Below are 12,735 nucleotides of genomic sequence, written 5' to 3' on the forward strand. Positions count from 1 at the left end.
ACACCGCCAAGCGAACAGCCTAGACCACCGGGATGAGGGGTCCTTTTTCGACGCCGATCACCCCGCTACCGGGGTCCCTTTTCCACGCCGATCCACAGACGGAAGTCTAACCAAATCTCATGCAGTCGTTTAAATTCACTTTTCCGACCCAACTTTAGATATCCTTTTATAATTTTTTACCAAGATCCATTGGACTTTCTTAGCAATTGGCGTTGCGGATGAGAAAAATGTGCATAATCCACCAAGAATATCGCTGGCGGTCATAGCCCATGCAAGTGACTGGGGCCCTTTCGAAATATGATGCCCCGGCGGGTAGGCTTCTTGCGATCCATCAGACCCGATCCGCGAGTACACCATCGTTCGATGTACAAGCCCTAGGTACCCGTGCACGGAATATTGCCGGTGAAGGACTAATCAAAGTCAACGTGCCGCCATGCGCCTGCATGACTTGGCGTGCCAAGCTGAGCCCGATCCCGCTTCCGCTGGGCTTGGAAGTGTAAAAGGGGCGGAAAATGCCACGCACGCGATCCGGCGGGACGCCCGGTCCGTTGTCCCGTATCTCGATCGTGAGCACGTTATCGTCCATACTGGCACGAATATCAATCATACCAGAAGAAGCGTCACCGAGCTCGATCGCCTCGACGGCATTCTGCAACAACGCCCAACATGCCTGATTCATCTGGTCGCGATCGATCTCGACCCACAGGCCGGGTTCAATGTCGACCGAAAGACGGACGTCTGGCCAACGGCTCGCAAATAGCCGGGCAAGGTCATTGAGCATATCTTCAACTGACACGATCAACCGCAAAGGTAGCGGCAGACGTGCGAGTTCGCGATAGGCCTCGGTGAAACGCCGCAGTCCCTCGGCGCGTCGCGCGAGCGTCGTCAGAATTTCGGTAAGCAGGCCCGGATTCTCGTCACGGGCCTCGGCCGCAACGATCCCGCACTCCGCCAGCGATACGATCGGCACCAGCCCGTTCAGCATTTCGTGACCCAGTACCTGAATCATCTCGGCACTCGCGCACGCCTCTGCGGTGCGTTCTTCGCTTTCGATATCAATCAGTGCCACCACCGACCGGTCACCGACCTCCACCCTGTCAGTACGCCAGTTCCGGCCAGCGTGGCGCAGATGCGTGGCATCCCGGTCGAACAGCGGCGTCGGGGGCGGCAATATCCGGTCGTCGGTCGCGAAGAGACGGCGCGCCGCCCGGTTCATCGTCCGCACCGTCCTTCCGGCAACCAGCACCAGCGGCGTTGGCGAAGCATCAAGCAGCAGGTGATGCGCGATCTGCGCTTCGTCGGGCGCGCCAGGCGTCACGGCCGGGACGACTGGGTGTTGCTTCGCCAGAAGCAGATTGGCCGCGAGCAGCCATACCAACAGCAGGAGCGCGCCGGACAATGCCAGCCATAGACCATGCGTCCCCGCCATCCCGGCCGCCATACCGGACAGCCCCAGTCCCGATCCGACCAGCAAGGCATGACCTTCTCGTCTAGAGACCATACTGTGCCATCCGGCGATAGAGGGTACCACGGCTTAGGCCTAATGCCGCCGCAGCTTTTGATACGTTGTGACGATACTCCTTCAATGCGGCCTCGATCATCAGCTTCTCGGCATCCTGTACCCGGAATACCGGTGCAGTCTCGGGCGCCGAAGCGGCGAGCGGCATGATCGGTCGGATCGCGGCAACGTCGATCAAGCCATCGTCCGACAGCACGACCGCACGTTCGATCGCCATCGCCAACCCACGTACCTCGTCCGGCCAGTCAGTGATGGCGACAAACGCCTCCGCCGCTGGCGTTAGTCGCGGGGCGGCATGGCCGTAGGTTTCGCCAGCGATGCTTGCGAAGTGCCGGGCGAGCAGCACCACATCCTCTCGACGTTCCGAGAGCGGCGGCACCGCGATCTCGACGGTACAGAGCCGCCGACGCAGCGCCGGAGACAGTGGGGCGACATTGTCGACGATGGTGATGCAACGTAGGGCCGGCACCAGCCGGTCGAGCAACCGTGCCTGCGCGTGCGCAGCCAGTTGATCGGCGTGGCGCAGTATGATCGTGCCGGTGGTCTGGTCCAGAGCGGGCCATTGGTCGGGATCGCTAAGGTCGACCCGTATCGGCTTGGTCTCAGCGGTGGAGGACGATGCGTGAAGCGCCTCGGCGACCAGCGAGCGTCCGGTGCCGGATGCTCCGGTGACACACACGGAGGCGATCGTCGGTCCGACCCTCCGAACGAGCGTACGGATTCGCTCGATCGCGGCCGATGCCCCAAGCAGAGCGCCGCCTGCCGACGGACCGATAGCCGCAGACTTATGGACCGCGCTGTTGCCGGCGCTTCGCCTGATCGCGGCGTCGACCTTGCCGAGCAGATCGTCCTTGCGCCACGGCTTGATGATGAAGTCGCGAGCGCCCGCCTGCATGGCCGCCACAGCGATGCGGATGCCGCTATGTGCGGTGATGACCACCACGCATGCACGGGGATCGTCCGCGACGATCCGGGCGAGACAGGCCAGCCCCTCCTGGCCGTCCGAGCGGCCTGCGGTGAAGTTCATATCGAGCAGGATCGCCTCATAGCGACGACGCGCGAGCATCGAATAGGCGCTGTCGGGGTCGGTGGCGATCTCAACCCGATACCCGGCCAGCCGAAACAGAATCTCCGTCGTACGACCGACGACCTTATCGTCCTCGATTACCAAGATTCCGCCGGGTATTGACGTGTGGTCGGAGTGTCCGGCGGTGGACATAGTGTTCGCCGACGAGGGATCGCATGTGCGCGATGCTGAGCAGAATTGTTCATTCATAGCGACTTAGCTTTTCGGATCATGGGCAGTGACATCATGTCCATGATGACCGAACCACCCACATACGCAACACCAGCGCCAGGCCGCTATGGACAGGCGGATCGACGGTGCACGGCACCATGCTGGCTGAGCCGGAAGGCGGGCGAAAGGTCGGACTTCAGGCGCAACCGCCTTGGCCGGGTGGCCCGGGTAGCTCAGACCGCGCTGCACCACCTACGCAGGACATCACCGCACCTCGCCTGCTGCTAATCCTACTCCTGCCGGGACATAAGCGATGAACCATTTCGCACTCACCTCGCTTTATCGATCACTGACCCGTCACAAGCTCTATACCGCGCTTAACATCGGTGGGCTCGCAGTGGGGATCGCCGTGTTCCTGGTTCTGGGCCTTTATGTCCGGTTCGAAACGAGCTTTGAGCGGTGGCTGCCGCATCACAACGAACTCTATGTCGTGCAAACCCAACTCCAAATCCCCGGCAGCCCCTTCAATGGAGCCTATCCGGCAACAATGCCGGGACTGCTGGAAGAGATGCGCCGGGATTTCCCCAGCCTAGTCGGTACGCGCATCCGTGGCGGCAAGCAGGGAGGCAGCGTCATCCGCGAAAACGACGCGATCGGGGCCGACGTAGCGCAGGTCGATCCGTCCTTTTTCGACGTCTTTGATATCCCCATGGTGCGCGGAGACGGGCGACAAGCCCTCGCCGATCCGTCGGGTGCGCTGCTCAGCCGGACAGAGGCGCAACGGCTGTTCGGCGATGCCGACCCCATCGGCCAGAGCATTACGATCGCCGTCGATGCGCCGCAGGTCTACCGCGTCTCCGGAATCTTCGAAGACCTGCCCAAAACCACCGACCTTCAGGCGAACATCCTGATCCCGATGCCGCGCACACCACCGCCGCCGGTGCAATGGTCCTGGTACCGATGGGGTATGGTGGATGGCGCCACCTATTTGCGTTTTTCTGATGCGGCGGCGGCGCGCGCGTTCGAGGCAAAGATGCCCGCCTTCGTCCAACGTCATGCCGGGCAGGATCTGGGACCCGATCCCGCCAAGATCATCGCACTTTCATTGCTTCCGCTCACGCGGCTGCATCTGCAACCGCCCGGCGGGGCGGAGAGCAGCGGTCGCACGCTGACGATCGTGACGCTGGGGCTGGTTGGGGTGCTTACCTTGCTGATCGCGATCATCAATTATGTGAACCTCGCGACTGCCCAGTCGGGTCTGAGAGCCCGCGAAGTAGCTATGCGCAAGGTGCTGGGTGCGGACCGGGGGAGGCTGATCCGCCAGTTCCTGGGCGAGGCGGCCGCAATGGCGGCGGTCGCCAGTCTGCTTGGTATGATCCTGGCGGAGGTCAGCCTGCCCATCGTCAACGCGGCGGGGGGCCTTTCGCTCAACTTTCCCTATGCCTTGGCGCTGCCCTTGCTGGTGGCGCTTGTCCTGATCATCGCATTGGCGGCGGGCTTCTATCCGGCGGTCCTCCTGTCCCGCGTTCAGGCCGCTGCCGTGCTGGCCTCGACCCGGGCGCCGGGGGGTGGGCGCAGCGGCGCGCGGTTTCGCGAGATGTTGGTTGTGATCCAGTTCGGTCTGGCGATCGCCTTCATTATCGGCACGGTCGTGCTCGTGGCGCAGACCGCGCATGTCCGGCGATCCGATCTGGGTTTTCGGCGTGAGGGGTTGTTGGTCATACCCTCGCTGGCAGACAAGCGGATCTTTCCCACCCAGGCCCGACCGATCCTCGACGCCCTGCGTCGCTTGCCCGGTGTGATTTCGGTCGGATCGAGCAGTTCGGCCCCCGGCATGGTCAATGCCAGCCTTGATATGATCGAGCAACCAAGCGGGCCGGGCGTGACGGTCAACAACATCCCCGTCGGGCCTGATTTCTTTCGCACCTACGCACCCCGGCTACTTGCCGGGCGGGTCTTCGACGATGCACATGGTGCCGACGATTCGAGCGACTGGACCAAGTGGAAAAATGGCCGCAACGTCATCGTCAATCGCAAGGCGCTTGAGCAGCTTGGTTTCCGCACACCCGAACAGGCGATCGGCAAGACCGTGGGGCGTGGTGCTCCGCGCACGATCATTGGCGTGATCGACCAGCTCCGTTTCGCATCGCCCCGCACGGCCGAAACCGCTACCCTGTATCAATATGCCCGGGATGTGCCGACGTCCGCCGTTGCCGCCATCCGCTACACGGGCGACACCGCCGCGATGCTGGCCCGCATCCGGTCGACCTGGCGTCGTCTGTCACCGCAGGTGCCGTTAGTCGTCGGCACCGCAGATCAGCGGCTGGCGGACTTCTATAAAGCCGACGAGCAGGCCACGCGCCTGTTTGGAATCGGCGCAGGGTTGGCAGCGCTGATCGCCTGCCTCGGCCTGTGGGGGCTGGCGTCATTCAACACGGCGCGCCGGGTGAAGGAGATCGGCATCCGCAAAACGCTGGGCGCGTCATCGGCCGATATCGTCAAATTGCTGGTGGGGCAGTTCCTGCGACCTGTACTCCTCGCCAATATCTTCGCCTGGCCCCTGGCCTATGTCGTGATGAGAATTTGGCTGGCTGGGTTCGATGACCGGATCACCCTGTCGCCGCTCTTCTTTGCCAGTGCCACCCTGCTGGCGCTCATGATCGCCGTGCTGACCGTACTAGGCCAGGCGCTGCGCGCTAGCCGCGCGACCCCCGCATGGGCATTGCGCCATGACTGAAATCGCTTTGTCTAACGGCACCCTCTTGCAGGCTGCGGCCCAAACTCAGAGGCGTGGCGGGAGACGGCAGCGCAGGCATTGAACTCTACCCCACCATCACGGTAGCGGTCGTTTGGGCGCGCGATCGCTTACTAGCAGGCCGCTCGGGCGGCCGAGACTCACAACCGGTCGGTCAACGCTGCCCGGCGACTGCTTGAAACCTGCCACTCATTCATGTTGGGGCCGAACGCTCCGGTCGGTTCAGTGGCCCTTCGTGTACGACTGGGATTGGAACGAGGTCATCTTTCGTGACTGGCTCGGTAAACGTCAGTTCCTGACAGGAGACGACGTTCGCGCACTCGGTAGTCGCACGTCTGGCGATATCCTGGGGGTGGCATCAATATTTGTGCAGCCAACCCATTGACGATCCGTTTCTGATTAGCGTCGGCCCGACCGATGTGGCCGAGATGACGCACCTCCGGACGATCCGATCATCCTTCCCGCGTCGAAAAGGCCTCCGCTCGTTCCTTCCGGACATTAGCGGTCGTGGACCGTCGCGGAATGAGGGTTGGCGCTGCTAATTGGATTGGATCGCGTGGTCGACTACGGCCCGAGATAAGCAGGTCGAGCGCCGTCATGGCGATCTGATCAAAGGGGACGCGAAGGGTCGTGAGCGGCGTCGGCAGACAGCCGACGATAGGGATATCGTTATATCCGACGAGCGATACGTCCTCGGGCACCTTGAGGCCCAGGTTGATCAGTGCGGACATGGCCCCGATAGCCGTATTGTCGTTAACCGCGAAGATCGCCGTCGGGGGCGAAGGCAGACGCATCAAGGTCAATGCCGCATCGGTGCCTGCGTCGATGCTGAACGTCGAATCGACGATGAGATCGGGGTCGGGGTCGATGCCCTGTTCGCGAAGCGCCCGAACATATCCCTCCTGCCGCCCCCTGGCGCTGGATGCATAGCCCGGCCCCGCGATGATCCCGATCCGCTGATGGCCGAGGTCGATGAGATGCCGGGTCGCAAGATAGCCGCCCAAATGGTCGTCGCCGATGGACGATAGGCTCTTGCCGTCGGTCCTGAGCGCGAGCACGAACGGTACGCCCCGTTTGGTCAGAATGTCGGGTAGATCGTCGTCGTCGCGCGCGGTGGCCAGGATCAATCCGTCCACACCCCGCTGCAACAGCGATTCGGCAGCCCGCAGTTCGCCCTCGACTTGCTCGTCGGTCGTCGCGACCAGCGCGATACGACCGGACCGCGCGCAGGCGCGCGCGATGGCCTCATACAGCATCGCCATGACGGTGTCGGTCAGCCTGGGCACAATGACGCCGATCGTCATCGTCTGTCCCCGGCGCAGGCTGGCCGCCGACACATCGCGGACATAGCCGAGTTGTTCGGCGATCTGGCGCACCTTGCGCGCGGTAACGTTGTCGGAAGACGGCAGGCGTTCGTCGAGGATGCGCGATACCGTCGACTTGGAAACGCCGGCCGCAGCGGCGACGTCGAGGATCGTCACCCTGCCCGATTTGACGTTGCTGTCCATCGTCACAATTCCCCGTAGCCGGATCACCCACAGCGGGCCACCTGCGCATAAAATGCCGCAATCGACGGATTGACTCCAGCAAAAACTGGATCGATAACGGGAACGTTCCCGCCAACGTTCCAAATGGGCGGGTGAGAGCAGGAGAGAGAATGATGAGCCGTCACGATCCCGAACCCCGCACCACGTCGCGTCCCGCCCCTGAGAAGGTCATGGACCTGCGCGGCCTCAACCCCGCCCCCGTCACCGTCTTCACCAAGGATGGTCAGGTCGACTGGGAGCAAAACGTCAAGCTCGCCAAGTGGCTGGTGTCGGTCGAGGGCGTGAAAAGCCTGGTCATCCTGGGCCATGCCGGCGAGGGCACGTTCCTGGACCGCGACGAGCAGGTGAAGCTGATCGAGACGCTGGCGGAGGCGGTCGACGTGCCGATCATCGCTGGCATTACCGGCGAAGGCACCGAGGTCGCCGCGAAGGAAGCAAAGCGCGCGGCTGACGCTGGCGCGATCGGCGCGCTCGTCTATCCAAGCCATGGCTGGCTGCGCTTCGGTTATCAGGCGGGCGCGCCGCAGGATCGCTACAAGGCGATCTATGAAGCCTCAGGTCTGCAGTGCATTCTGTTCCAATATCCCGATGTCACCAAGGCGACCTACAACCTCCAGACCCAGCTGGAGATCGCGGCACAGCCGGGCGTCGTCGCCACCAAGAACGGCGTACGCAACATGAAGCGCTGGGACACCGAGATCCCCGTCCTGCGCAGCGAATTCCCGGACCTCCAAATCCTGACCTGCCATGACGAATATCTGCTCCACACGATGTTTGACGTCGACGGCGCGCTGGTCGGTTATGGCAATGTGGCGCCGGAGCTGCTCGTCCAACTGATCGAAGCGGGCAAGGCCAAGGACTATGTCCGCGCCCGCAAGCTGCACGATCAGCTGCTGCCCGTGACCAAGAACATCTATCATCGCGGCAGCCATATGGAGGGCACCGTCGCCCTGAAGATCGCGCTGCGGGCACGCGGGATCATCGACAACGCCACGATCCGCTCGCCGCTGCTCGACCTGACGCCGGAGGCTGAAGCCGAGATCGAGGCCGCGCTGAAGGAGGCGGGCATCATCTGATTTTCCCTGGCCGGGGCCCTGCCATGCGAGGCCCCGGTCGACCACCGCCGGTCCCGTCCGGCTCACATCCCAACGAGAACAGACGCGCCGGTGGCCTTGCCGCAAGAGCGTGCCAATGGGAGAGATTGCTGTGAACGCATCCATTGCGTCTGTCGGCCGATTGGCCGACGACTATGCCATGGCCAAAAGCCAGGTTGATAGCGGAACCCTGCTTGCTCGTCTTGAGCGCCTGCCCGTCACGCGGCCCGTCCTGTGGGCGCGCGGCTGTGTCGGGATGGCGACCTTCTTCGACGGCTATACCACGATCGCGCTCGCCTATGCGCTACCGATCCTGGCCAAGGAATGGGGGCTGGCCCCCGCAACCACCGCCGCCATCATCTCGTCCGGCTATCTGGGCCAGTTATTCGGCGCGATCTTCTTCGGCTGGCTGGCCGAGCGTATCGGCCGGCTTCCGGTATTGGCGATCTGCATCGGCATTTTCGCGGCAATGAGCGCCGCCTGCATCTTTTCCTGGAGCGCCAGTTCGCTGATGCTGTTCCGCTTCCTACAAGGGATCGGCACGGGCGGCGAGGTCCCGGTGGCCAGCGCCTATGTCAACGAATTGTCGGGCGCCAAGAAACGAGGGCGCTTCTTCCTCCTTTACGAGTTGCTGTTTCTCGTCGGCCTGACCGCAGCCGGGGGAATCGGGTATTTTCTGGTGCCGTCGCTCGGCTGGCAGGCGATGTTCGTCGTCGGGATGGTGCCGGTTCTGCTCGTCATGCCGCTCCGCTTCTTTCTGTCCGAAAGCCCCCGCTGGCTCATCACGCGGGGCCGTTTGGCCGACGCGGAGAAGGTCATCGCCAAGCTCGAGGTTAGTGCCCTCCAACATGGTCAGCCCCTGCCGGAACCACGCGCCGTCCTCCCGGCCGCTCCGGCACCCAGCCGCCAGGCGGGATCGTGGCGCGAATTGTTCAGCCCGCTCTATGGTCCGCGCACGCTGCTGCTCTGGGCGATGTGGTTCGGCGCCTATATGATCAACAACGGGCTGCTGACCTGGCTGCCGACGCTCTACAAGACCGTCTTCAACATGCCGATCGATCAGGCGATCGGATATGGGTTTGCCATGACCGGCATTGCCCTGGTGGCCTCCTTCATCTGCGCGATCACCATCGACAAGGTCGGTCGGCGCAACTGGTATACCGGCGCGCTGCTGTTCGCCGCGATCCCGCTGCTGGCGCTGTGGTGGCTGGGCGCCACGACCCCGGTCATGGTGTTCGCCTTGGCGACCCCGGCCTTCGCTGCGCTCCAGACGGTAACCTATTCGCTCTATCTCTATTCGGGCGAACTCTACCCCACCCGACTGCGCTCGCTGGGGGCCGGACTGGGATCGGCGTGGCTGCGCGCCGGGTCCATCACCGGCCCCTGGGTCATCGGCCTGATAATGACCAGCGGGTCGGTTGCCCCGGTCTTCCTGACCTTCGCCGTGGTGGCGGGCCTGACCGGTCTGGTCGTCCTGCGCTGGGCACCCGAGACGACCGGGCGCGCCCTCGAAGAAGTCTCTCCGTAACGATAGGCGGGAAGCGCGGCATAGCCCGTGCTCCCGCCTGTCCCATCGGCCACGACGCCGCGCCTGCGGCCCCCGTCTGGAGAGCATTCATGATCACCGACTTCCGTCGCTGGCCCGTGCTGGCCGGCGCGCTCCTCATCGCGTCGCCTTGCATGGCACAAAGCGCCCCCTCCACCGCAGACAAGGCCGGTCCGCCAGCACCACAGGAACCGCAAGCCGGGGCGAAGCCGCACGCCACGGCGCCCGCGATCTTCCTCAACAACTATCCCAAGCCACAGGTTCAGGGGCCGCCGACTGACGGCAAGTCGCTCAAGGGGCCTCTTGCCGGTGTTGGACGATCGCTTGCGGATCGCGGCATCTATCTACGGCTGCTGGCGGTCGACGAGTTCGCCGGCAACGTCACCGGAGGACAGGGACGCGGGACGGCCAATTCCTATGCCCTCCCCTTCGGGTTCGACCTGGGTCTCGATCGTCTCGTAGGCTGGAAGGGCGCAGCCCTGCACTACAGCATGAATGTTTCGCAGGGGTCGTCGCTGGCGGTGGATCATACCGCCAATGCCATCGGGTTCCAGACCCGCTACAAGGCCGTGCAAAATCTGCGCCTCGCCGCCCTGGCGCTCGAACAGAATTTCTGGGGTGGCAAGGTCAACATTTCCGGTGGGCGCGTCGCACCGCTGACCTATTTCAACCAGTCCAACATTTATTGTACGTTCCAAAGCAACTCGGTGTGCTTCAACCCAGCGGTGGTGCCGATCCAGGATCGCGCATTGGGCTTCTTCCCCTACAATACCTGGGGCGGCCGGATCAAAGTCGCACCCACCAAGTCCTTCTATGCGCAGGTCGGCGTCTTCGAGGCCAATACGTCGCTGATCCCGACCAATGGTTTCGACTGGTCGACAAAGGGATCCACGGGGCATCAGACGGCCGTCGAGATCGGGCTGCAATCCGGCAATCCAAAAGCGCAGTACCTCTATCATGTGCGGATCGGTGCCTATGGCAACACGTCCGACGTCAGCGATCCCTATCTGAACACCGGTGGACTGCCCCGGATAGGCCGGGGAGCGGCGGGCGGGGCGGCACTGGTCCATGATGGTCAGGCTGGAGTATATGTCATGGGCGACGTGGCCGCGACGCATATGGGCGGCGATTTGAAGCGACCTGTTACGCTCTTTGGCGGCGTCATCAGCGCGACCAACGATTATGTGCCGTTCAAGGCACAGGCACTGGTCGGAGTGATCGTCACTGGCCCCTTCTCCGGGCGGCCGGCCGACACCTTCGGCGTCGTGGGCAGCTACATCAGGCTTGGCGATCGCCAGCGCCAGTTCCTCCAGGCATCGCGGGCGTTGGCCGGTGGAACCGACACGGTCTTTCCGGACGAGGGCGTGTTTGAGATCAACTACGGCATCGCGGCCTATCGCGGTGTGCGGATCAGCCCGAACCTCCAATATGTCGTCAGCCCGGACAATTTCGCAAAACCACGTGCTGTCAAGCGATCGGGTGATATATTGGCATTTGGCCTGCGCGTCTCGATCGATGGAGCAGCATTGTTGGGAATGCCCGCGCAGCGATGATGGTGAACAGCAGTGGCGCGACACTCCAATCTATTGACCCGATGGAGACGGGCGGAGACCACCGCAACGGCTGCGTCGCGACGGAGATGCCGCCTGGCCAAACCATGTTGGATCGTCGCAACTCTTGCCTTCGATTTCTGCGTCATCTTGATGAACTGGCGAGCCGAGAAGGACTTACATCGACCCAATGGATGATCTTGGACGTTCTCGCCAAGGAGGGCGATAGCACCGTGAAGACATTGGCGGCGCGTCTGGTCCATGACGCTGGCGCGATGACCCGCGTTCTGGACGTTCTTGAGGCAAAAGGGTTGATCAAGCGACGGCGGTGTGGGGCGGATCGTCGCATCTTATTCGCAATGATTTCGGCTTCGGGGAAGACCATCGCTGATCGTTTGAATATGGCTATCGGCTAAGACTTAAGAGCCATGCACATTTTCGGCCAGAGCATGTCAGATTGGGTCAGCACAGGCGAGGTTGCCATCGGCGTGGTCGCTCTGGCGGAGATTGTTCACTTTGTAGCCCATTTTCTTTTTGACCCATACCCGGACACTCACGCCCCTTCCAAGCTACCCAACTTCGGCCACTCGTTCATCTACGCGTCATGACCGCTTTTGGCACCTGATTTTGAAGTCCTGAATGTCGTGATGTGTTAGCTTGAGCCCGTTCGCTTGCGAAGCAAAATTTTCGATGAAAGAAGCCGTGCTGTCGTTCCGAACCTACCGCGCAGCAGCGGGCGTTCGATGACAAGATGATAGACGATTCCTGCAGCGACGCCCGCGACGACGCTCCCGGAGATCACCAAGGGCCAGCTAGAAACCAATCTCGCCACCGTCGAGATGGCAATGACGTGAACAAGATAGATCGAGTAGGATGCCGCACCGAGGAAAAGAACGTAGCGCGGTATCACCATCGTTCCGCTTCGCTCCCATTGAGCAACCGGCACGATAGTGAGAGCCATCGTTAGACCGACCAAGACTGACATGTCGCTTCTTGCCCCAAGACCAACCCAAAGGAGCAACGGCACAGAAGCCAGGCCGTACCAGCGTGGACTTCCCCAGCCGCGCTGAAAGGCGCCGGTGGCTGCGACCCCATCAGGAATTCCAGGTTGATAAGCGCGAGAGGCAGAAACGTCAGTCCCGCTATTGCTGCGGCCACGATGAGGATTGCCCACAACATGAGCCCGACGGCAAGATGGCCGGAAAAGTAAGCGGCCGCGAACACGGCATAGAAGACGATTTCGTGCTGCAGCGTCTATGCTACGGCAAGCGCTGGGTTACCGACCGGTGCTAGCGTTAAGCTCGGAAGCCAAGACCAGCCATTTATGGTTAGCCCGATCGACGCGAAAAACAGCGCCATGCCAATGCCGACCGGTAAATAAGGTAGGTACATGAGGTGGCCCCTCAAATGACCTGACAGGACCTCGCTTTTGGATAAGAGTGAGGCATATGACTGACGGTACGACCAGGCGTTACAATGACGGCGAG

Annotated in this window: 9 protein-coding genes; 5 read left to right on the forward strand and 4 right to left on the reverse strand. The window is 62.4% G+C overall.

The window, feature by feature from the left end:
* Positions 1-331: 331 nt before the first annotated feature.
* Both SOM26_RS17525 and SOM26_RS17530 read right to left on the reverse strand, forming a co-directional pair.
* Positions 332-1,474 (reverse strand): sensor histidine kinase, encoded by a 1,143-nt coding sequence (locus SOM26_RS17525; protein WP_320453994.1) that lies wholly within the window; start codon positions 1,472-1,474, stop codon positions 332-334.
* 16 nt (positions 1,475-1,490) lie between these two features.
* Positions 1,491-2,795: a sigma-54-dependent transcriptional regulator gene (locus SOM26_RS17530; RefSeq protein ID WP_320453995.1), complete on the reverse strand. Its 1,305-nt coding sequence runs from the start codon at positions 2,793-2,795 to the stop codon at positions 1,491-1,493.
* Between the two features lie 274 nt (positions 2,796-3,069).
* Between SOM26_RS17530 and SOM26_RS17535 the strand changes: the two genes are divergently transcribed.
* On the forward strand, positions 3,070-5,493 hold the full coding sequence (locus SOM26_RS17535; RefSeq protein WP_320453996.1) for an ABC transporter permease: 2,424 nt from the start codon (positions 3,070-3,072) through the stop codon (positions 5,491-5,493).
* Positions 5,494-5,963: 470 nt separating this feature from the next.
* Here SOM26_RS17535 and SOM26_RS17540 read toward each other — a convergent pair whose 3' ends face one another.
* The gene (locus SOM26_RS17540) at positions 5,964-7,019 is read right to left on the reverse strand and encodes a LacI family DNA-binding transcriptional regulator (RefSeq protein ID WP_320453997.1); all 1,056 of its coding nucleotides are present in this window, start codon (positions 7,017-7,019) and stop codon (positions 5,964-5,966) included.
* A 149-nt stretch (positions 7,020-7,168) separates the two neighbouring features.
* Here SOM26_RS17540 and SOM26_RS17545 point away from each other — a divergent pair, with 149 nt between their 5' ends.
* The 4 genes from SOM26_RS17545 (at position 7,169) to SOM26_RS17560 (ending at position 11,664) form a co-directional block, all read left to right on the forward strand.
* On the forward strand, positions 7,169-8,134 hold the full coding sequence (locus tag SOM26_RS17545; RefSeq protein WP_320453998.1) for a dihydrodipicolinate synthase family protein: 966 nt from the start codon (positions 7,169-7,171) through the stop codon (positions 8,132-8,134).
* 130 nt (positions 8,135-8,264) lie between these two features.
* Positions 8,265-9,680, forward strand: a complete 1,416-nt coding sequence (locus tag SOM26_RS17550) for an MFS transporter (protein WP_320453999.1) — start codon at positions 8,265-8,267, stop codon at positions 9,678-9,680.
* Between the two features lie 89 nt (positions 9,681-9,769).
* Positions 9,770-11,251 (forward strand): carbohydrate porin, encoded by a 1,482-nt coding sequence (locus SOM26_RS17555; RefSeq protein ID WP_320454000.1) that lies wholly within the window; start codon positions 9,770-9,772, stop codon positions 11,249-11,251.
* Positions 11,248-11,664, forward strand: coding sequence for a MarR family winged helix-turn-helix transcriptional regulator (locus tag SOM26_RS17560; protein ID WP_320454001.1), 417 nt, complete (start codon positions 11,248-11,250; stop codon positions 11,662-11,664). The genes SOM26_RS17555 and SOM26_RS17560 overlap by 4 nt, the downstream gene beginning before the upstream one ends.
* A 236-nt stretch (positions 11,665-11,900) precedes the next feature.
* Here SOM26_RS17560 and SOM26_RS17565 read toward each other — a convergent pair whose 3' ends face one another.
* Positions 11,901-12,233 carry an acyltransferase gene (locus tag SOM26_RS17565; RefSeq protein WP_320454002.1) on the reverse strand — a complete coding sequence of 111 codons (333 nt, stop codon included), beginning with the start codon at positions 12,231-12,233 and terminating at the stop codon, positions 11,901-11,903.
* Between the last annotated feature and the right edge of the window lie 502 nt (positions 12,234-12,735).

Origin of the sequence: Sphingomonas sp. CFBP8993, assembly GCF_034044895.1 — a bacterium.
Taxonomy (GTDB): domain Bacteria; phylum Pseudomonadota; class Alphaproteobacteria; order Sphingomonadales; family Sphingomonadaceae; genus Sphingomonas.